A 20,800-nucleotide genomic window follows, 5' to 3' on the forward strand; every position below is an offset into this window, starting at 1 on the left:
TGGATCGGTCATGACCTCGCCCGCCGCCGGTCCCTCCGGTACCTCCACGACCGTCTACCTCGATCACGCCGCGACGACGCCGATGCTTCCTGCGGCCGTCGAGGCGATGACGTCGGTCCTCACCACCGTCGGAAACGCATCCTCCCTGCACGGATCGGGGCGCGCAGCGCGCCGGCGCGTCGAGGAATCGCGGGAGTCGATTGCGGCCGCCCTCGGCGCCCGACCCTCCGAGGTGATCTTCGTCTCCGGTGGCACCGAGGGCGACAATCTGGCCGTCAAGGGCATCTATTGGGGACGCCGCGCCCAGGACCCCCGGCGTCGCCGGATCCTCGCGAGTGCGGTCGAACACCACGCCGTGCTCGACGCCGTCGAATGGCTCGTCGAGCACGAGGACGCCCAAGTGACGTGGCTGCCGGTGGACGGGTCCGGCCGCGTCGATCCCACCACGCTCCGCGAGGAACTCTCGCGCCACGCCGACGAGGTCGCCCTCGTGTCCGTGATGTGGGCGAACAACGAGGTCGGCACCGTCATGCCGATCACCGAACTCGCTGCGGTCGCCGCCGAGTTCGACGTCCCGATGCACAGCGACGCCGTGCAGGCGGTCGCGCATCTCCCGGTCGACTTCACCGCGAGCGGACTGGCGGCACTGACCCTGGCCGCTCACAAGTTCGGTGGTCCGCAGGGAGCGGGAGCGCTGCTGCTCGGCAGGCAGGTACCGTGCGTGCCGCTCGCCCACGGTGGGGGCCACGAACGCGACGTGCGGTCCGGGACGCAGGACACCGCGTCCATCGTGGCGATGGCCGCCGCGCTGCGCGAGGTCACCTCGGATCTGCCCGGCCGCACCGCCGAACTCGCGCACCTGCGCGATCTTCTCGTCGCGGGTGTCGAGGCGGCGATCCCCGACGCGATCCTCAACGGTCCTCGCGAGGCCGGACGACTGCCCAGCAACGCGCACTTCACGTTCCCCGGATGCGAAGGGGATTCGCTGCTGATGTTGCTCGACGCGGCCGGTATCGAATGCTCGACCGGTTCGGCGTGCACCGCCGGGGTCGCGCGGGCGAGTCACGTACTCGTCGCGATGGGGGCGGACCCGATCACGGCACGCGGTTCGCTCCGATTCTCGTTGGGGCACACCACAACCCGCAGTGACATCGACAAACTGATCGAAACTCTCCCTTCCGTGGTGGACAGGGCTCGCGCCGCCGGACTGGCGAGCGCCGGTGGACGAGGAGGTGACCGGAGATGAGGATTCTTGCGGCAATGAGCGGCGGTGTGGACTCGGCGGTCGCCGCCGCCCGCATGGTCGAGGCCGGACACGACGTCGTGGGAGTGCATCTCGCGTTGTCGACCGCGCCGGGCACACTGCGCACCGGCTCGCGCGGATGCTGCTCGAAGGAGGACGCCGGCGACGCCCGCCGCGCCGCCGACGTGCTCGGAATTCCCTTCTACGTCTGGGATTTCGCAGACCGCTTCAAGGAGGACGTGATCGACGACTTCGTCGCGTCCTACGCCGCCGGCGAGACCCCGAACCCGTGCCTGCGCTGCAACGAGAAGATCAAGTTCTCGGCGCTCGCCGACCGTGCCGTCGCGCTCGGCTTCGACGCCGTCGCCACCGGTCACTACGCGCAATTGAACGACGGGGTGCTGCGTCGCGCCGTCGACGCCGACAAGGACCAGTCGTACGTGCTCGCCGTGCTCACCGCGGAGCAGTTGTCGCGCGCGGTGTTCCCCGTCGGCGACACCCCCAAGAGCCGGATCCGCGAGGAGGCCGCCGAACGCGGACTCGCGGTGGCGAACAAGCCCGACAGTCACGACATCTGCTTCATCCCGTCGGGCGACACCCGCGCCTTCCTCGGGGCCCGGATCGGTGTGCGTCCCGGCGCCGTCGTGGACGACCGTTCGGGTGAGGTGCTCGCGCAGCACGAGGGCGTGCACGGTTTCACCATCGGCCAGCGCAAGGGACTCGGTATCGCCGGGCCCGGGCCGGACGGCCGCCCCCGCTACGTCACCGCGATCGAACCGGAGAGCGGCACCGTCCGGGTCGGCAGCGCCGAACAGTTGAAGGTCGAGTCGATCCGGGCCGAACGCGCCGTGTGGACATCCGGCACCGCTCCTGTCGGACCGATCGAGTGCGTCGTCCAGGTCCGCGCCCACGGTGGCCTGGCCCCGGCCGTCGCCGAAGCGGTGGGTCCGGGCATCGAGATCTCGCTGCGCGAACCGCTCACCGGTGTCGCCGCCGGTCAGGCCGCCGTGCTGTACCGGCCCGACGCCGCGGGCGACATCGTCCTCGGCAGCGGCACCATCACGGCAGGGGACCGGTGACCGCACCTGCCACCGGCCGCGAGGTGTGGTCCGGTCTCGCGACAGGCATCGGTTCGTGGCCCGGGACGGACCCGCGTGAGGCCGCGGCGGTCGTCGTCGGCGAACTCATGGATCTGCCCCACCTCGTCGAACTGCCGGCACGCGGCCTCGGTGCCGACATGATCGGGCGGGTCAGCGCCCTGCTCGTCGACATGTACCTCGACACCTCGACCACCGGCTACCGCCTCGTGTCGCGACGCGGCGGCGTGGCCGCCCGGGCGCGCGACCTGCTCGCCCAGGACCTCGACGCGCTCGAAGAGGCCTGGGAACGCGCCGGACCGGCCGCCGACCGTCCCGTGAAGGTGCAGGCCGCCGGGCCGCTGACCCTCGCCGCTCACGTCGAACTCGCCACCGGACGACGGGTGCTCACCGACCGTGGCGCCGTCCGCGACCTGGCCGAATCGCTCGCGGAGGGCCTGGCCCGACACGCCGCCGAGATCACCCGCCGGCTCGGGGTGCGCGTCGTCGCGCAACTCGACGAACCGTCGTTGCCGGACGTGCTCGCCGGAACGCTGAAGGGCCGGACCGTCCTCGAGACCGTCCCTGCCGTGCCGGACCCGGAAGCGCTGGACGTGCTCGACACGACGATCCGGGGCACCGGGCTCTCCGTCGCGGTGCACTGCTGCGCGGGCACCTTCCCGGCCGACTTCCTGCGACGCAGCGCTGCCGACGCCGTGGCCTTCGACGTCGGACGCGTGCGACGCTCCGACCTCGACGGACTCGGCGAACTGTTCGACTCCGGCACGGTCCCGATCCTGGGGCTCGTGCCCGCCACCGCATCGGCCTCGACGGGCTGGCGCGAGTACGCGGCACCGGCCGTCGAACTGATCGACCGGCTCGGCTTCCCCCGGAAGGTGCTGCAATCGGTGGCGGTGAGCCCGGTCTGCGGGCTGGCCTCGGCCTCCACGGAGGGAGCACGGGCCGCCCTGCGTTCGCTGCGCGACGTCGCGTCGGCCTTCGCCGAGGAAGCCGACACGCTCTGAGTATTCCGGTCGGTCCCCTCGACTAGGCTTGCAGGCTGTGAGTGAACCGACGGACGCACCCATCACCGCTCCTCCGGAGGCGCGTGAGCGCTGGCAGGATCTCGCCGAACAGGTGCGCGAGCATCAGTTCCGCTATTACGTGCGCGACGCCCCCATCATCTCCGACGGTCAGTTCGACGCGCTCCTCGGCGAACTGCAGGCACTCGAGGAGCAGTACACCGAACTCCGCACGCCGGATTCGCCCACCCAGCTGGTCGGCGGCGGCTTCGCCACCGAGTTCGGTGCCGTCGAGCATCTCGAACGCATGCTCAGCCTCGACAACGTCTTCGACGAGGACGAACTGCGCGCGTGGCTCTCGCGCGCCGAGGCCGAGACCGGCACCCACCCCGACTATCTGTGCGAGGTGAAGATCGACGGCGTGGCGCTCAGCCTCGTCTACGAGAACGGCAAAATCGTCCGCGCGGCCACCCGCGGCGACGGGCGTACCGGGGAGGACGTCACCCTCAACGCCCGCACGATCGACGACGTTCCCGAAAAGCTCACCGGCACCGGCGAATACCCGATTCCGACATTGCTCGAAGTGCGTGGCGAGGTGTTCTTCCGGCTCGAGGACTTCCAGACTCTCAACGCCGGGCTGGTGGCCGAGGGCAAGCCGCCCTTCGCGAATCCCCGCAATTCCGCCGCCGGTTCCCTCCGGCAGAAGAACCCGGCCGTCACCGCGCGCCGGCGTCTGCGCATGTACTGCCACGGCTACGGCCGCATGGAGGGCTTCCAACCCCGCTCGCAATCCGACGCCTACGCGGCCTTCGCGGCCTGGGGCCTGCCCGTCTCCCCGCACACCGTTCGCGTGCAGGGCGCCGAGGCGGTCGTCGAGCGGATGCGCTACTGGGGCGAACACCGCCACGACATCGAACACGAGATCGACGGCCTGGTGGTCAAGATCGACGACATGGGGCTGCACCGCCGCCTCGGTGCCACGTCCCGCGCCCCGCGGTGGGCGATCGCCTACAAGTACCCGCCGGAGGAGGTCACCACCAAGCTCCTCGACATCCGCGTCAGCGTCGGGCGCACCGGACGCGTGACCCCCTTCGCCTACATGGAGCCGGTCACCGTCGCCGGGTCCACCGTCTCGCTGGCGACGCTGCACAACGCGTCCGAGGTGGCGCGCAAGGGCGTGCTCATCGGCGACACCGTGGTCATCCGCAAGGCCGGCGACGTGATCCCGGAAGTGCTCGGCCCGGTCGTCGACCTGCGCGACGGTTCCGAGTACGCCTTCGAGATGCCCACGCAGTGCCCCGAATGCGGTACCACCCTCGCCCCGGCGAAGGAGGGCGACGTCGACCTGCGCTGCCCCAACTCGCGGTCGTGCCCGGCGCAGTTGCGCGAGCGGGTCTTCCACGTCGCGGGCAGGGGAGCGTTCGACATCGAAGCGCTCGGCTACGAGGCGGCCACGGCACTGCTCGAGGGGAAGATCATCGTCGACGAGGGCGACCTGTTCTCCCTCACGACGGAAGATCTCGAACGTATCCCGTTCTTCCGCACCACCAAGGGCGTGCTGTCGAAGAACGGCGAACGCCTGCTGCAGAACCTCGACAAGGCGAAGGAACAGCCGCTCTGGCGCGTGCTCGTCGCCCTGTCGATCCGGCACGTCGGACCTACCGCTGCGCGTGCGCTGGCCACCGAGTTCGGCAGCCTCGACCGGATCCGGGCCGCGTCCGTCGACGAGCTCGCGGCCGTCGAGGGCGTCGGACCGACGATCGCCGCGGCGGTGACCGACTGGTTCACCGTCGACTGGCACGTCGCCATCGTCGACAAGTGGGCGGCAGCCGGCGTGCGGATGGCCGACGAACGGGACGAATCCATTCCACGAACCCTCGAAGGACTGTCGATCGTGGTCACGGGCACGCTCGCGGGATTCTCCCGCGACCAGGCCAAGGAGGCAGTCCTCGCGCGCGGAGGCAAGGCCGCCGGATCGGTGTCGAAGAAGACGGCTTTCGTCGTCATCGGCGACAACCCGGGTTCGAAGGCCGACAAGGCCGCCGATCTCGGAGTACCCGTGCTCGACGAGGACGGTTTCCGTATCCTGCTCGACGAGGGACCGGACGCTGCTCGCGCCTATCTCGAAGGGCGCGAAGGGGAGAACTGAGACGCTTTCCGCCGGCAGGTGCCCTGTCGGCGGATTCTCAGGTGGCCGTTGCGGATTCGGGTTCCTCGGCGCTGCGCCTGCCGAGGAACACCGCCGCGGCGAGCAGGAAGCAGATCGCCCCGACGAATGTGCCGACGTTGGCCAGGCTCGGGTCGAGAGTGTTTCCGTCGTCGAGGACGAACGAACCGACGGCGGAGACCCCGAAGGCGATCGATCCGAGCATGTTCAGCCACCCGCTGATCCAGTCCTTCGAGCGCGGCGCCCAATGCGAGCCGGACCGCCAGAGGATCGCGCACGCGATAGCGCTCGACACCAGGAAGCACAGGGACCCTTCGAGATTGGGGTTCCACACCAGGTGCATCTCACCCTTGACGGTGTGGGCGTGCAGGGCTGCTCCCGTGCTGACGTTGAACAACAGTGTCCCGATGAACTGGATCAGCGACGCGAGCCAGTCGGCGCGGATCGCCGGGTTGCCCTTGTCGGAAACGGTGGCCGGCCCACTGAGCATCAACTGGACGAATGCTGCACCCGTGAAGAACCAGGAACCCACGAAGAACGAAGTATTTGCACCGGCGGTGCCGAGAAGCGTTGCAATTCCGGGTGCCGAACCCAATGCGAACAGGGCGGCCCCGATGGCGAATCCCCAGGACTGCATGCGCAATGTCGGGTGAATCAGCATTGGCGCAGTATAAGTCGGAGATCGGAAATTTGTGCGTTTTCGGAAGAAGCTATCCGATCGGATAGGTGCTGTTCAGAATGCTTTTTCGAAAAAGGGTGAACGGGTGGGGTGAATTGGTTCGGGATCCTTTCGGTTGGTCGGAAGTCGTGTTCGATGCGCGTTAGCGTCCCAGCCATGACGGAAACCGGCAAGTCCCCTCATCGAATTCTTTTTCGTAATGTGCGAGTTTTCGACGGAATTTCCGGAGAGCTCGTCACCGGCGACGTACTGATCGACGGAGACCGCATCGTCGCCGTATCCGAATCGCCGATCGGCGACGAACCCGGCCGCGAAACCGACGTGATCGACGGCGGCGGACGGGTCCTCATGCCCGGCATGTCCGACGCGCACGTCCACCTCGTCGGCAACGCGAACTCCTACATCGACATGGTGATGGGCAGCGAAGCACACATCGCGCTCAACGGCCTCGCCGAGGCCCGCAACATGCTGCTGCGCGGCTTCACCGCCGTCCGCGACATGGCCGGCGACACCGGCAGCATCAAATCGGTGATCGACCGGGGACTGTTCGACGGACCCCGCATCTACCCGTCCCAGGCCGCGATCTCGCAGACCTCCGGGCACGGCGACTTCGGCTTCGTCTACGAATGCCCCACCGCCCTCGGCGGAAATCAGGCCCGGGCCGAACAGATCGGCTTCATGCGGGTCGCCGACGGTGAGGACCGGGTCCTCGCAGCCGTGCGCGAGCAACTCAAGAAGGGTGCATCGCAGATCAAACTGATGGTCGGCGGCGGAGCGGCGTCCATGTACGACCCGCTGTACACCGTCCAGTTCATCGACAGGGAACTGCGGGCCGCCGTCCAGGCCGCATCCGACTACGGCACCTACGTGGCCACCCACGTCTACAACGTCACCGGCATCCGTCGCGCGGTCGCGGCCGGGGTGAAGTCGATCGAGCACGGCCATCTCGCCGACGAGGAGACCGTCGCACTGCTCGCGGAGAAGGAGGTGTGGTTGTCGATGCAGCCCTTCGCGCTCGGCGACCACCACTATCCCGATCCGGATCGTGCGGAGAAGGACAAGCAGATCTGCACCGGCACCGACCAGGTCTACGAGTGGGCACAGAAGCACGGTGTGAAGACGGCCTGGGGAACCGATCTGCTGCTCGAACCGCAGATCGCGCCGCGTCAGAGCGAGATGGCCGCGCGGCTCGGCGACCACTACAGCAACCTCGACGCGCTGAGGATGCTCACCTCCGGCAACGCCGAACTGTTTCGGCTCGCAGGCGAACGCGATCCCTACCGTCAGGCCCGATGGGGTGTGATCGACAAGGGCGCCTGGGCGGACGTGCTCCTCGTCGACGGCAACCCGCTCGAGGATCTGAGTCTGATCGCCGATCCGGCAAAGAACCTGTCGGTCATCGTGAAGAACGGTCACGTCGTCAAGAACAGCCTGTGACCGTGGCGGCGCATCGGACACGGCACCACGCCCCACTCGCTCGGCGCAAGGACGGTCGGTGACTCATTACGGACAGCACAGCGACGCAGAGGCATGGGACGAGTTGTCGGACGAGCAACTCGAGGATCCTTTCGTCGCGGACGGAAACTACGGCGGAACACCGGTGGGCGCAGCCGAACCGGATGATCTCGAGACCCCGCCGTACGGGACTCCGGTCGTGCAGCGGGCAACCGCACGGCAGACGCCGGGCACACTCGTGTCGGCGCGCGGGATCGAACTCCACGGACCGTGGGGACATGTCTTCGGCCCCCTCGACCTGGACCTCGACGCCGGGGGAGTGACGGTTCTGGCCGCGCAGGCCGGTGCTGCGCGGACCGCGCTGCTCATGGCTCTGTGCGGACGGATGCGACTGACCCGAGGATCGCTGACGGTTCTCGGCGAAGACAGACCGCAGAAGATCATCGCGCGGTCGGCGATCGCCTGCATGAACGAGCTCGACGAGGTACGCCCATCGGTCACCGTGCGCGATCTCGTCACCGAGCAGAAGCGGTGGGATTCCCCCTGGTACCGGTTCGTTCCGCGGGTCCGTGAGGACGGTGTCGCCGAGATGTGCGAGGAGATCTTCGGCGACGTACCGCTGCCACCGCTCGAGGCGTTCGTCGACGATCTTCCCGAACTCCAACAGTTGCTCCTGCGGATCTCGGTGGCGAACACCCGGCGTCCCCCATTGCTGGTGGTCGGCCGGATCGATCGGATCGCCGACGACGTCGAGCGTGCCACCCTGCTCGACCGGCTCGTCGCACTCGGCGAGAACCAGTCGGTGATCATCGGCGACGTGAACCCCGTCGAACCCGGTGTCCGGGTGCGAGCCGTGGTGGACATGCACGATCTGCTCGGACCCGGTGACATCGGCGTCCTGACGAAGAGGAAGTGACGAGTGCTCGCAGGCGTCTCTCTCGGTAGCGACTCGAAGCGATATTTCCGCGGCACGATGCCGCGCATCGCGATCGCGACGATCATTCTCATGCCATTGCTGTACGGCGCCATGTACCTGTGGGCCTTCTGGAACCCGTTCGGTGCGGTGAACAAGATTCCCGCGGCGATCGTCAACAACGACACCGGTCGTTCGTCGACGGGGGAACAGGTCGACGCCGGCGATCAGGTCGTGAAGTCCCTCATCGCATCCGGCCAGCTCGATCTGGCGGAGGTGTCGGAAGAGGACGCCGTCGCGGGTCTGGCCGACGGAAAGTACTACTACACCATCACGATTCCGGAGAATTTCACCGAAGCGGTCGAATCCCCCAACGGCGACAACCCGGAGAAGGCGAATCTGGTCTTCACTTTCAACGATGCGAACAACTATCTCGCGACGATCATCGGGCAGGACGCGTCCGAACAGGTGATCGGACAGGTGAACTCCACGATCGGTGCCCAAGGTGTCGGGACCGTGCTCACCGGTCTCGAGAGCGCAGGCTCGGGTCTGAAGCAGGCCGCCGACGGTGCCGGGCAGCTCGCCGACGGCATCGACACGGCCAAGAGCGGCGCGGACCAGCTCGCCTCGGGATCGCAGGAGCTCGCGACGAACATGGTCACGGCGCGAGACGGGTCGGCGCAGCTCGCCGCCGGCGCGAACGAACTCGCGACCGCGATCGACGGCGTGGCGGGTCCGCTGCTCAGCGCGCTCGACAGCGGTGCCCTCTCGGGTGTCGCCGGACAGGCGGCGGAGCTGCGGGCCTCGCTCGACGCCCTCGAATCGCGGGTACCGCAGACCACGCAGTCGACGGTGAACCAGGCCGTACAGCAGGTCGTCGACATCCTGAACCGGAGCTCCGATCCGGTCGTGCAGCAGGCGATCACCGCGTTGACACCGCTGACGGCGCAACAGGCGGCCTCCGATGCCGACGCCCTACGCGCTGAGATCATGCGTCTGCAGGCAGACGCCGAACAACTCGAGTATCAACTCGGCAACCCGAACAGTCCGCTGCAGGGAGCCCTGGCGACGTTGTCGAACGGGGGACTGGCGGCGGAGGTGAACCGACTCCGCAGCGGTGTCGACGAACTGAGCTCCGGTGCCGCCACGCTGAACTCCGGTCTCGTCCAACTCACCGACGGCAGTGTCCAGTTGGCCGACGGAGCAGGAGAGCTGTCCTCGGGGATGGTCGAGTTGCAGTCGGGTTCGCAAGAACTCGCGCAGGCCTTGAGCCAGGGTGCCACCCAGGTGCCGAGCTGGACGGACGAACAACGCACCGCCACCGCCGAGACGTTGTCGACTCCGGTTGCTCTGCAACAGAACTACACGAACGAGGCACCCACCTTCGGTACCGGTTTCGCCCCGTTCTTCCTGTCGCTCGCCCTGTTCGTCGGCGGCATCATCACCTGGATGCTGCTCACCCCGTTGCAGTCGCGGCCCACCGTCGCGGGACTCGGTGCCTACCGTACGGTCCTCGCGTCGTACTGGCCGGCTCTGCTGGTGGGCATCCTGCAGGTGGTCGTGATGTACACGGTCGTCCATTTCGGCGTCGGACTGGACGTGAAGCACGTGGTGGGGACGATCCTGTTCCTGATGTTGATCTCCGCGACGTATCTGGCCATGATCCAGGCATTCAACGCGATCTTCGGCGTCGCCGTCGGTCGGGTGGTGACCTTGGCCTTCCTGATGCTGCAACTGGTCTCGGCCGGCGGTATCTACCCCGTGCCGACCACCGCGAAGCCGTTCCAGTACATCCACCCGTTCGACCCGATGACCTACACCGTCAACGGTCTGCGGCAGCTCACCGTCGCCGAGAACATCGATTCGCGATTGTGGACCGCAATCGCTGTCCTGGCCGGAATCCTGCTCGTATCGTTGACCCTGAGTGCCCTGTCGGTCCGGCGCAACCGCCGCTACACGATGGAGAGGCTGTACCCGCCGATCGAGGTGTGAGGACCGCCCGAATACCCCGACGTCCACCGGATCGGACGAGTGTTCGATGCGCGAAAAATGGAGGTAGCCATGTCAGATCCCACCGCTCCGAGCGAGACACTCGCACCCGCCTACACGGGCCGGCTCGGTACCGACCCGATTCCCGCTCTGAGACTCCCGAAGTCGGAAACCGAACCCGAAGCGGCGTACCGGTTCATTCACGACGAGCTGATGCTCGACGGCAGCTCACGGCTCAACCTGGCCACCTTCGTCACCACGTGGATGGATCCGCAGGCCGATCGCCTGATGGCGGAGACGTTCGACAAGAACATGATCGACAAGGACGAGTACCCGGCGACGGCGGAGATCGAGACCCGGTGCGTCAACATGGTGGCGGCACTGTTCCACGCCGAGGATCTGTCTCCCTCCGATCCCGCGTCGGCGACGGGTGTCTCGACGGTCGGATCGTCCGAGGCCGTGATGCTGGCCGGTCTCGCTCTCAAGTGGCGCTGGCGTCAGGCACGGCAGGCGGCCGGCAAGGATGCGACCAAACCGAACCTCGTGCTCGGCAGCAATGTTCAGGTGGTATGGGAGAAGTTCTGCCGCTACTTCGATGTCGAACCGAAGTACCTGCCGATGGAGCCCGGCCGCTACGTCATCACCCCGGAACAGGTCCGCGACGCGGTCGATGAGAACACCATCGGGGTGGTCGCGATCCTCGGCACGACCTTCACCGGTGAACTCGAACCCGTCGCGGAGATCGCGGCGGTGCTCGACGAACTCGCCGGTTCCGGTGGTCCCGATGTGCCCCTGCACGTCGACGCCGCCAGCGGTGGATTCGTCGTCCCGTTCCTCCATCCGGAACTCGAATGGGACTTCCGAGTACCGCGCGTGGTATCCATCAACGTCAGTGGCCACAAGTACGGCATGACCTATCCGGGCATCGGCTTCGTGGTGTGGCGGTCGAAGGAACACCTGCCCGAGGATCTGGTCTTCCGGGTCAACTACCTCGGCGGCGACATGCCGACCTTCACCCTGAACTTCTCGCGCTCGGGTAATCAGGTGGTCGGGCAGTACTACAACTTCATCCGTCTCGGCGTCGCCGGGTACACCCAGATCATGGAGTCCCTCCGCGACACCGCACTGATGTTGTCGCAGATGATCTCCGAGATCGACGACATGGAGATCATCACCGACGGTTCGGCGATCCCGGTGCTGTCCTTCCGGGTGGTGGGAGATCCGGGATACACGGTCTTCGACATCTCCCACGAACTGCGGGCCCGCGGATTCCAGGTTCCCGCCTACACGATGCCGGCCGACGCCGAGGACATTGCGGTGTTGCGCATCGTGCTCCGTGAGGGATTCAGTCGCGATCTCGCGTACAAGCTCGGCAAGGACATCGCCGAGGTCGTCGAATATCTCCGTAAGGGGGTCGGCCGCGGCCACACCGACCAGGCATTCGCACACTGAACGATGTCACGGCGGGGGAGAAGCTCACCGAGTTTCTCCCCCGCCGGCGTGAAAACCGTTCGTGGACCGCGTGAACGGAGGTGCGGAATTACTCCGGTGTGATTCTCGACGCGTGAACGGAATTCCGGTGAAACCCGTCATTTCACCTGCAGGCTGCTAATATCTGCACATATCTGTGAGTCCGTTTCGGGGACGATGCTGCCCGGATGCGAAAGGGATAGTGGACGTGCCGAGAACGATGCCCTTGTCTCGTCGCCGATTGTTCTCCGTTCTGTCTGCACATTCCGAACTCGTCGTGCTCGTCGGTGGTCCCTTCTCGGGCAAGACGACACTCGTCAACACGTGGCTGGCGACCGACCCGTGTCCCGAGATGGTGCCCGTCGTGGTTCCCGAACCCGCGCACGATGTCACACCCGAGACGTACTGGGCGACGGTGGCGTCGTCGCTGTGCAACTCCCTCGGAATCGACGAACCCGTTGCAGCGGAACGCTCCTTCGACACGGTGTGTTCGGTACTGGTCCGGCACGCCCGACCGGTGATGTTCGTGCTCGACGGCGTCCGGTCGGTCGAGTCGATCGAGGACCGGGTCGGGCAGTTGCTGCAACTCGGTCCGCAGGTGCGGGTCGTGGCCACCAGCAGAGCTGCGGGATCGTGGACCGAACATGTCGACGGACACCCGCGCAGGACGATCGTCGGCGCCGACGACCTGGCGTTCACCGTGGACGAGACCGCTGCACTGTGTCGCCTCTTCGGACTCGCACGCGACGAACGCACCATCGAGTGGATCATCCGCCGGACCGAAGGATCAGCCGCGTTCGTCGCGGCGGTGTGCGCGACGTTGCGCGCCGAGAAGCCGCACCGGGCCTACGGCGCCGACGCCCTCGTCGACTCGGCAGTAGATCTCGTCGTCATGCATGTGGTGGCGGCGGAGTCCTCACCGGCACTGTCCTCCCGCTCGGTCCTCGTCTCCGCCGCACCGAACACGGTGACCCGGACGTCGATCTCGGCCCTACCGCACATCTCCGACAGCGACGCCTTCCTTGCCGCACTGGTCGAATCGGGACTGATCGAGGCCTGCTCGGCGGACGACGGCTCGACGGACGACGAGACCGGTTGGTGCTATCCCGAGGTCGTCCGAAGGTCACTCCTGCGGGTGGGCAACGCGGAATACCCGGACGAGTTGTGGGATGCGCAGTCGGCTCTCATCGACCACTGGCTGCAGCGCGCGCGTCCGGACATCGCCCTCGAACATGCCGTGGAGCGGCGCGACTGGCAGTGCGCGATCGGCATCGTCGAGAAGAACTGGGTGGCACTCTACGGGAGCGGATCACTCCGCTCCCTGGGGGTCGTGCTGCTCGAGTTGCTCCCCGACGACATGACGGCCGACGATCGCACCGTCGCATCGCTGCGAACGATCACCCGTGCCCGGAACGGCTCGGAAGAGCCGAGGGAGTGGACATTCCCGCAGTCCTTCGAAGCGGTCCTCCGCCTCGGAAGTCTCCGGATGCAGGGTTCCTACGACGAGGCGATGGAGGTGTGCGACGGCCTGGCCACCGAACCCGTGCCGGATTTCGAGACGCTCGACACCGCGACCCGGCACGCCCACGGACTGAGGTACCTCAACTTCGGCACCGTCTACCTCCTCGGCGGACGCACCACCGATGCCGGAACGATGCTGCGCCACGCCCACACGGCGGGGCGAGGGGTGTTCGTCGAGCGGGAGGCCGCAGGCAAACTCGCGCTCCTCGAAGCGCTCCGGGGCCGGACGCACGAGGCCACCCGGTGGATCGAGGAGGAACGCCGGCATCCGCCGATCCTGGGAGAGGCCGAGGTCCTCGTCCGTACGGCGGGTCTGGCCGCCGCCGCGCTCGTGGCACTCGACCGGCTCGACACCGGCACGGCCTTCCGCGCGCTCTCCGAGCTCGGCACGCCCCGCCACACGGAAGAGCTGTGGGCGTCCGTCCTGTACGCGCGCGGTCGACTGGCGTTGCTGAGTGGTGTGCCCGCCGACGGCCTGCTGTACATAGATTCGGAGTTGCAGCACTTCTCCCATCGCCTCATCGGTATCTCCGCGCTGTTGGTCGATGCCGCGCGTGCCGATCTGCACCTCGCGCTCGGGGAGGCCGGCGCGGCGCGCGAGTTGCTCGCCGGGTCGACGCATCCCCTCACGGCTCCGGCCCGTGCGCGATTGCGGCTGCTCGGCGGTGATCCCGGAGGTGCCGAGGTGATCGTGCATCGCGGGGATGCGGCCCGTGAGCACTGTCCGGCCGTCGGTGCGGAACTCGCCCTGATCGGCTCGGTGGCGGCGCTGCGACTCGGTCGCCGCACCGACGCGCGACGGCATCTCCAGCGGGCCGTCGTGCTGGCGGAACATGCAGGAGTGACGCGGCCGTTCCTCGGTGTCCCACCGTCGGCCGTGCGCGACATCCTGTCCCTGGGTGTCGAACTGCCGATCGATCTCGACTCGGCGATGGCCGAGTACGGCATCTTCCGCGAGATCCGTGTCGTCGTACGGCTGACTCCGCGCGAGCGCGCGGTCCTCGACGCATTGCTCGCCGGCGGGACGGCGAGCACGATCGCCAAGGAACAGTTCGTCACCCTCAACACCGTCAAGACCCAGTTGCGTTCCCTCTACCGGAAACTGGGCGTGCATTCGCGTGAGGAAGCGATCGCGCAGGCACGCAGGCTCGTCGTCGGCTGAATCCTGTCCCAGACCCTCGGGGGACTATCGGAGGACGGTGCCGACGATGCCCGCGAAGTAACCGATGCGTGCGATCTCGGACGGACGGAACTCCGGTCCGCCGGGACGGCCGAGGACGAGGACGCGTTCGGGCGAGCCGAGGGGAGCCGCCGCGAGCATCGTGTCCATGTCGCGCCAGAGCTGCGGCACCCACTCACCGTCGTGGTCGAGCAGGGTGGCCTCGGCGAGAGGCATCCAGGGGACGCCGTCGAGGTGGGTCTCCGGCGAACCCGGGCTCCCCGCGATGCGGAAGACGCCGTTCGGGCCGACTCCGAGCACGGTCGCCCAGCCCACACGAAGCACCCGGGGAGCGCCGTCGACGAGGATCTGGATGCGGTCGTCGCGGGCGGCGGCGACGTGATCGATCAGTTCGAGTTCGCGATGGGTGTCGAGGATTCCGGCGTAGGGACGGATCGAGTCGACCGTCACACCGGGCAGGGCCTCGGCCGCGGTGAGCAGCGTGTCGGGGAGCTTGCCCGGCTCGACGTCGACGACGAGATCGTCGATCGCGAAGTCCGTGCCGCGTTCGACGACGTCGAGCGACAGGATGTCGGCGCCGACCGAACCGAGTGCCAGGGCGAGCGAGCCGAGGCTGCCGGGACGATCGGGGAGCCTGACACGCAAGAGGTACGACACGTGAGTCCTTTCCCCAGTCGGTTTCGTGCCGTCGACGAACGCCGCATCGACGGCACGTGGTGCGCCGGCATCCGCATGCCGGCCCAGGGGCCCGTGTCGACCTCTGGCAGACCACATCCTTGCACCCCGTCGACGGCGTCAGGGACGGTGCAGACCCGAAAATATGCCGACCCCACCGAAAATCCCCGGTCGCGACGGGGCATGTCACACGAACGCAACACAGCGTTGCGAAGCTGGCAACATCGGCGGGCCGGATGCGTCGCCGACCGCGCGACGAGTGATGTCGCCCGAACCGCGTGCGCCGTCGCTTCCAGGACGCATTACCCTGGACAGGACGTTCACTCTCCATCGGAAAGGGGCCATTCACGGTGCCTGCCATCTCCCGTGACGAGGTCGCGCATCTCGCCCGGTTGTCCCGGCTTGCGCTGACCGATGCCGAACTCGACGAGTTCGCCGGTCAGTTGGATTCGATCCTCAACCACGTCAAGGCGGTGTCGGAGGTGGCCGCGGACGATGTGGCTCCCATGGCGAACCCGAACGCCGTCACCAACGTGACGCGACCCGACGTCGTCGTCCCCGGTCTCACGCCCGAGCAGGCGCTCTCCGGTGCGCCGGCCGTCGAGGAGGACCGCTTCTCGGTCCCGCAGATCCTGGGAGAGGGCGAATGAGCACGGATACGACACGCCTCGACGCCGCGACCCTGGCGTCGAAGATCCATGCCGGCGAACTGTCGTCGGTGGAGGTCACCCAGGCCCACCTCGATCGCATCGCCGAGGTGGACGGCGAGTACAACGCCTTCCTGCACGTCGCCTCCGAGCAGGCGCTCGCCGCCGCGGCCGAGGTCGACCGTGCTGTCGCCGCAGGCGAGAAGCCGGCCTCGGCGCTCGCCGGTGTGCCGCTCGCGCTCAAGGACGTGTTCACCACCACGGACATGCCCACCACGTGCGGTTCGAAGATCCTCGAGGGCTGGGTCTCGCCCTATGACGCGACGCTCACCACGAAGCTGCGCGAGGCCGGGATCCCCATCCTCGGCAAGACCAACATGGACGAGTTCGCGATGGGTTCGTCCACCGAGAACTCGGCCTACGGTCCCACCCGCAACCCGTGGGACACCAGCCGTATCCCGGGTGGCTCCGGTGGTGGTTCCGCTGCGGCGCTCGCGTCGTACCAGGCCCCGCTCGCGATCGGCACCGACACCGGTGGCTCGATCCGCCAGCCCGCCGCCGTCACCGCCACCGTCGGCACCAAGCCCACCTACGGCACGGTCTCGCGGTACGGCCTGGTCGCCTGCGCGTCGTCGCTCGACCAGGGTGGACCCTGCGGCCGCACCGTCCTCGACACGGCACTGCTGCACGAGGTCATCGCCGGGCACGATCCGCGCGACTCGACGTCGGTGAACGCCCCCGTGCGTCCCGTCGTGGAGGCGGCGCGCCAGGGTGCGGCCGGCGACCTGAAGGGCCTGAAGGTCGGCGTGGTCAAGGAGCTGCACTCCGACAGCTACCAGCCCGGCGTGCTCTCGTCGTTCGATGCGGCGGTCGAGATGCTCACGAAGCTCGGCGCGGAGGTCGTCGAGGTGTCGTGCCCGCACTTCGAGTACGCGCTCGCCTCGTACTACCTGATCCTGCCGTCGGAGGTCTCCTCGAACCTGGCCCGCTTCGACGCCATGCGGTACGGCATGCGCGTCGACGACGGCACGATGAGCGCCGAGCAGGTCATGGCCGCGACCCGCGCCGCCGGTTTCGGCAAGGAGGTCAAGCGCCGCATCATGATCGGTACCTACGCGCTGTCCTCCGGCTACTACGAGGCCTACTACGGTCAGGCCCTCAAGGTCCGGACCCTCATCGCGCAGGACTTCGAGAAGGCCTACGAGCAGGTCGACGTTCTGGTCTCGCCCACGAGTCCGTTCACACCGTGGAAGCTCGGCGAGAAGGTCGACGACCCGCTGGCGATGTACCTGTCCGATCTGTGCACGCTCCCGACCAACCTCGCGGGACACTGCGCGATGTCGGTGCCGTCCGGTCTCTCGGCGGACGACGGTCTTCCCGTCGGCCTGCAGATCATGGCCCCGGCTCTCGCCGACGAGCGTCTGTACCGGGTGGGTGCGGCCTTCGAGGCGGCACGAGGACCCATCGTCGCCTGATCCTCTCCACACCACGACCCGCCGTGCCGTTCGTCGGCCGGCGGGTCGCGGTGTATCCGGGCGCCGATCCATCCGGATGCGATCTATCCGTGGGCGGAGGTGCACCGCGCCTGATCGTCGCCGTAGCGGTGCCCGTGACCGGGTGGGGCCTCGAGCGAGGTGAGCAGGTCCACCGTCGTGTTCACGAACGACACCACCGGCAGCCACCGCGGGATCGGGGCATCGGCGCGCGCATGCGACAGATCCGGCGGCGACCACAGCAGCGACGGCCGCCACCACACCACAGGGTCGGAGGCGTTCGCCCGGACACTCGCGCCGGCGGTGCGGACACCCGCGGGCGGCCCCGCGAGGAACAGTGCACACGGCTCCGGTTCGTCGTCGAAGACGGCGCTCGCGCCGGTCGCGCCCAGGGACTGCCCGTAGACGTGCAGGGCGGGACGTTGCTCGTCGGGCAGCGTGGACAGGTGTGCTCGCAGTGCGGTGACGAGCGCCCGGGCCTCCTCCTCCGCGGCACCGCGGTCGAGGACGAAGGTCGCCCAGCTCGGCATGTCCGAGTACTGCTGGGCGACGATGGCGACGTCGTCGCCCCACCGGTGCTCGAAGCCACGGACCGCAGCGGCATCGACCCAACCCGAGCCGGTCGGCACGGCCACCACGAGATGCGGTCGGTCGAAGGCTCTCGACCGTCGGAGTTCGTCCACTGCGAACTCCGCGCGCGCAGACGGATCCGGCGCGGCCGACAACGGCACGTAGATCCGGATCGGGGACCCCTCGGCGGGCAGGGACACGAACTTCTGCCCCTCGCGCCCCAACCGGTTCCACGACACGGCCGACCCCGCGCCACCGGACAGGCCGGCCGGCAGGGCGGTGGAGGAGGCGGCGCCGATCGTCTCCCCGGGGGAGACGACAACCGTTACGGCACCGATCCCCAACGTCACCAGGGCGACCGCCGTCACCCGGCGCCGCGACAGGAGACGCACGAGGCGCGGAACGGCGAGCAGCGCCGCCGCGACCACGATTGCGACCGTCAGCGCTTCGAACCAGTAGCGCTGGTTCAGGGGAGGGACCGACATCGCCTCCCGCACACCGTTCTGCCAGCGATGCGCACCGGCTGCCGCGACCAGCAGGACGGACCCGCCGACGAGCGCGACCGGCACACGCAGTTCCGGCCTCGCGGGTCGCGGAGGTCGCCCGGCCCGCCGTCGCGCGGCCATGACGATGCGAAGCACCGCCAGCGCGATCACCACTGACAAACCTGTGACGACGCCCTGTACGACCGACTGTCGCGGCAGCAGGGGAGGGGCGAGGGAGATCACCGTCGCGAGAACCACCGTGAGGACCGTCATCGCCGCACCTTTCGTGCCGTGAAGCCCAGGGCGACCGAGCCCGCAGCGACGGCCAGGGCCCACGGCGATTCCGCGACAGGCGTCCGGTGACCCTGTCGCCACGAATTGAATTCCACTGCTGCAGAAGAGATTCCTGCGACCGGCATGCACGACGCGATGTCGGGTTCGGAACGACAGACGGTGTCGAGATGTCGCGCGAACAGCCCGTCGAGTTCGCGCCGGGCATCGGTGACCAGCTCGCCACCGGTGATGTGGGCGTACCGCAGGAGGTCGTATCCGAAATCGTGGACCCGGCATGCCGATTCGAACGCCGCCGGCACCGGAACCGGCGTGGAGCAGTCACCCTCCGGATCGGCGAGGACGGTCGTTCCGTCCGCCCACTGTTCGACGATCGGCGTGTACCCCATCACGGCGGTGAAATCGGTCGGCAGGGACGACAGTGCTCGCTCCGCGTCGTCGGCGACGAGCGCCGTCACCGTCGCTGCGGTCGCGGCGTCTTCCGTCGGGGGCGCGGCGGAGTGGGCGAGCGCCCCCGGCACGGCGGCATATGCCGCGGTGGCGAGGAAGGCGACCGACGCGACTCGGACCACTGCGGATTTCACTGTCATGCCGGCGACGCTAGGAACGCACAGCCCTCCATCGGACCCCGCGCCGGAGCGATCTCGAGCAGGCCGGCACCACCTGCAGAGCTACGCGGATCTCACCCCCAGGTATGAGGACAGTCGAGACCGAGGCTCATAGCGTGGGTGAGGTGAAAGAGCTTGCGAAATCCGGCGTGAGAACCGCGGGACGCCTGGGCCGGGGACGGTGGAGCGTCGTCACCGTGGTCACCGTGACGTTGATCCTCTATGCGATCGCGTGGCCGACGCTGCCCCTGACACACGACATCTCCCCGCCGCTGTTGCCGCTGATCTCGGGGATGGCGGTGTTCCCGTTCCTCCTCGTGCTCGTCCGGCCGGCTCTGGGGTGGGCGGCGGCCGCGGCGGCCGGACTCGTCATCCCGATAGCGTTCGACCTGGTTTCCGGCTACGACTATCCGTGGCAGGTCGTGCACATCCTGGTGATGCTTGCGCTGGTGTTCGCCGTTGCGATCCGCGAGGAGATCCGCCTCGTGCTGGTCGTGTGGGTCGCGACCGTCCTGTTGTTCGCGGCGTTCGTTCCCGGCCGCAACGGCTGGGGATGGGGCATCGGTATCACCGCCGTCGTCGTCTTCGGGTTGCTGGTGCGCTGGCTGCTGATCTCCCGACGGCAACTAGCCCGGGAGGAGGAGGTCAGCGAGCTCGAACGTGCGCGTCGCGCCATCCTCGAGGAGAAGGCGCACATCGCACGCGACCTGCACGACATCGTCGCCCACCACATGTCGATGATCGTCGTGCAGGCACAGAGCGCCCCTTATCGGCTTCCGGACGTGAACGACGACGTGCGCGCCGAATTCGACGCCCTCGGTGCGACCGCGCGGGAAGCACTGAACGAGGTCCGCACCCTGCTCGGGGTCCTCCGCAGCGACGGGCAACTCCCCGAGCACGAACCCCAGCCGGGTCTCGACCGCATCGACGACCTGTTCGAGTCCTCGCGTCGCGCGGGGATGTTGCTCGAGACCCGAATCGACGGAGTGCCGGGGCGTGTCTCCGACGGTGTCGGCCTGACGGTCTACCGGATCCTGCAGGAGTCGCTCGCGAACGCGGCCCGGCACGCTCCCGGTGCCCGCGTGTGCGCGCGGCTGCTGTGGGAGCCGGCGACCGTCACGGTGGAAGTGACCAACGGACAGTCGTCGGTCGACGACCTCGTCGCCACCGTTCGTCCGTCGGACCGCAGCGGCGGCAACGGAATCCTGGGCATGGTCGAACGCGCGTCCGTCGTGGGCGGACAACTCGTCGCCCATCCCCGGCCCGGAGGAGGTTTCGAGGTCCGAGCGGTCCTCCCGGTGCTGACCGGGGCCTAA

The 20,800-nt window shown here is 68.0% G+C and carries 16 protein-coding genes; 12 read left to right on the forward strand and 4 right to left on the reverse strand.

The window, feature by feature from the left end; all coding sequences use genetic code 11:
* Positions 1 to 10 precede the first annotated feature (10 nt).
* Genes ACNJ7K_RS14010 through ligA form a run of 4 tightly spaced genes read left to right on the forward strand, consistent with a single transcriptional unit; the run spans position 11 to position 5,490 of the window.
* A complete protein-coding gene (locus ACNJ7K_RS14010; RefSeq protein WP_487041826.1) occupies positions 11 to 1,246 on the forward strand; it encodes a cysteine desulfurase family protein in 1,236 nt (411 codons plus the stop codon).
* Positions 1,243 to 2,322 carry a tRNA 2-thiouridine(34) synthase MnmA gene (gene mnmA, locus ACNJ7K_RS14015; protein WP_120279766.1) on the forward strand — a complete coding sequence of 360 codons (1,080 nt, stop codon included), beginning with the start codon at positions 1,243 to 1,245 and terminating at the stop codon, positions 2,320 to 2,322. The genes ACNJ7K_RS14010 and mnmA overlap by 4 nt, the downstream gene beginning before the upstream one ends.
* Positions 2,319 to 3,344: a methionine synthase gene (locus tag ACNJ7K_RS14020; protein ID WP_487041827.1), complete on the forward strand. Its 1,026-nt coding sequence runs from the start codon at positions 2,319 to 2,321 to the stop codon at positions 3,342 to 3,344. Before mnmA ends, ACNJ7K_RS14020 begins: the two co-directional genes overlap by 4 nt.
* Before the next feature lie 37 nt (positions 3,345 to 3,381).
* Positions 3,382 to 5,490 carry an NAD-dependent DNA ligase LigA gene (gene ligA / locus ACNJ7K_RS14025; RefSeq protein ID WP_487041828.1) on the forward strand — a complete coding sequence of 703 codons (2,109 nt, stop codon included), beginning with the start codon at positions 3,382 to 3,384 and terminating at the stop codon, positions 5,488 to 5,490.
* A gap of 37 nt (positions 5,491 to 5,527) precedes the next feature.
* Here the strand turns inward: ligA and ACNJ7K_RS14030 are convergent, their stop codons facing one another.
* A complete protein-coding gene (locus tag ACNJ7K_RS14030) occupies positions 5,528 to 6,169 on the reverse strand; it encodes a hypothetical protein (RefSeq protein WP_159417952.1) in 642 nt (213 codons plus the stop codon).
* A 174-nt stretch (positions 6,170 to 6,343) separates the two neighbouring features.
* On the opposite strand from ACNJ7K_RS14030, the gene ACNJ7K_RS14035 reads away from it, so the two are divergent.
* The 5 genes from ACNJ7K_RS14035 to ACNJ7K_RS14055 all read left to right on the forward strand — a co-directional run bounded on the left by ACNJ7K_RS14035 (position 6,344) and on the right by ACNJ7K_RS14055 (position 14,697).
* The gene (locus ACNJ7K_RS14035) at positions 6,344 to 7,624 is read left to right on the forward strand and encodes a metal-dependent hydrolase family protein (protein WP_120279762.1); all 1,281 of its coding nucleotides are present in this window, start codon (positions 6,344 to 6,346) and stop codon (positions 7,622 to 7,624) included.
* Positions 7,625 to 7,682: 58 nt separating this feature from the next.
* Positions 7,683 to 8,558 (forward strand): hypothetical protein, encoded by an 876-nt coding sequence (locus ACNJ7K_RS14040; protein ID WP_120279761.1) that lies wholly within the window; start codon positions 7,683 to 7,685, stop codon positions 8,556 to 8,558.
* A gap of 3 nt (positions 8,559 to 8,561) precedes the next feature.
* Positions 8,562 to 10,547, forward strand: coding sequence for a YhgE/Pip domain-containing protein (locus tag ACNJ7K_RS14045; protein WP_159417953.1), 1,986 nt, complete (start codon positions 8,562 to 8,564; stop codon positions 10,545 to 10,547).
* A gap of 69 nt (positions 10,548 to 10,616) precedes the next feature.
* Positions 10,617 to 11,996: a glutamate decarboxylase gene (gad, locus tag ACNJ7K_RS14050; protein WP_225623580.1), complete on the forward strand. Its 1,380-nt coding sequence runs from the start codon at positions 10,617 to 10,619 to the stop codon at positions 11,994 to 11,996.
* Positions 11,997 to 12,222: 226 nt separating this feature from the next.
* Entirely contained in the window at positions 12,223 to 14,697 is a 2,475-nt protein-coding gene (locus ACNJ7K_RS14055) for a helix-turn-helix transcriptional regulator (protein ID WP_487041829.1), read from the forward strand.
* A 24-nt stretch (positions 14,698 to 14,721) separates the two neighbouring features.
* On the opposite strand, the gene ACNJ7K_RS14060 is transcribed toward ACNJ7K_RS14055, so the two are convergent.
* Positions 14,722 to 15,372: an ACT domain-containing protein gene (locus tag ACNJ7K_RS14060; protein WP_120279757.1), complete on the reverse strand. Its 651-nt coding sequence runs from the start codon at positions 15,370 to 15,372 to the stop codon at positions 14,722 to 14,724.
* A gap of 368 nt (positions 15,373 to 15,740) precedes the next feature.
* Between ACNJ7K_RS14060 and gatC the strand changes: the two genes are divergently transcribed.
* Entirely contained in the window at positions 15,741 to 16,040 is a 300-nt protein-coding gene (gene gatC / locus ACNJ7K_RS14065; RefSeq protein WP_006554549.1) for an Asp-tRNA(Asn)/Glu-tRNA(Gln) amidotransferase subunit GatC, read from the forward strand.
* Positions 16,037 to 17,512 carry an Asp-tRNA(Asn)/Glu-tRNA(Gln) amidotransferase subunit GatA gene (gene gatA, locus ACNJ7K_RS14070; RefSeq protein ID WP_120279756.1) on the forward strand — a complete coding sequence of 492 codons (1,476 nt, stop codon included), beginning with the start codon at positions 16,037 to 16,039 and terminating at the stop codon, positions 17,510 to 17,512. Before gatC ends, gatA begins: the two co-directional genes overlap by 4 nt.
* A gap of 83 nt (positions 17,513 to 17,595) precedes the next feature.
* On the opposite strand, the gene ACNJ7K_RS14075 is transcribed toward gatA, so the two are convergent.
* Together ACNJ7K_RS14075 and ACNJ7K_RS14080 are read right to left on the reverse strand one after the other, a co-directional pair.
* On the reverse strand, positions 17,596 to 18,858 hold the full coding sequence (locus tag ACNJ7K_RS14075) for an alpha/beta-hydrolase family protein (protein ID WP_487041830.1): 1,263 nt from the start codon (positions 18,856 to 18,858) through the stop codon (positions 17,596 to 17,598).
* Positions 18,855 to 19,466, reverse strand: a complete 612-nt coding sequence (locus ACNJ7K_RS14080) for a hypothetical protein (RefSeq protein ID WP_120279754.1) — start codon at positions 19,464 to 19,466, stop codon at positions 18,855 to 18,857. Before ACNJ7K_RS14080 ends, ACNJ7K_RS14075 begins: the two co-directional genes overlap by 4 nt.
* A gap of 167 nt (positions 19,467 to 19,633) precedes the next feature.
* Here ACNJ7K_RS14080 and ACNJ7K_RS14085 point away from each other — a divergent pair, with 167 nt between their 5' ends.
* The gene (locus ACNJ7K_RS14085) at positions 19,634 to 20,800 is read left to right on the forward strand and encodes a sensor histidine kinase (protein ID WP_487041852.1); all 1,167 of its coding nucleotides are present in this window, start codon (positions 19,634 to 19,636) and stop codon (positions 20,798 to 20,800) included.

It is taken from the genome of Rhodococcus shunpengi (assembly GCF_048381395.1).
Classification (GTDB): domain Bacteria; phylum Actinomycetota; class Actinomycetes; order Mycobacteriales; family Mycobacteriaceae; genus Rhodococcus.

Excerpts from the sequence above, each read along its gene's own strand:
- ACNJ7K_RS14010 (WP_487041826.1), top strand. The coding sequence starts at position 11 with ATGACCTCGCCCGCCGCCGGTCCCTCCGGTACCTCCACGACCGTCTAC.
- mnmA (WP_120279766.1), top strand. The coding sequence starts at position 1,243 with ATGAGGATTCTTGCGGCAATGAGCGGCGGTGTGGACTCGGCGGTCGCC.
- ACNJ7K_RS14030 (WP_159417952.1), bottom strand. The coding sequence starts at position 6,169 with ATGCTGATTCACCCGACATTGCGCATGCAGTCCTGGGGATTCGCCATC.
- ACNJ7K_RS14035 (WP_120279762.1), top strand. The coding sequence starts at position 6,344 with ATGACGGAAACCGGCAAGTCCCCTCATCGAATTCTTTTTCGTAATGTG.
- gad (WP_225623580.1), top strand. The coding sequence starts at position 10,617 with ATGTCAGATCCCACCGCTCCGAGCGAGACACTCGCACCCGCCTACACG.
- gatA (WP_120279756.1), top strand. The coding sequence starts at position 16,037 with ATGAGCACGGATACGACACGCCTCGACGCCGCGACCCTGGCGTCGAAG.
- ACNJ7K_RS14075 (WP_487041830.1), bottom strand. The coding sequence starts at position 18,858 with ATGACGGTCCTCACGGTGGTTCTCGCGACGGTGATCTCCCTCGCCCCT.
- ACNJ7K_RS14080 (WP_120279754.1), bottom strand. The coding sequence starts at position 19,466 with ATGACAGTGAAATCCGCAGTGGTCCGAGTCGCGTCGGTCGCCTTCCTC.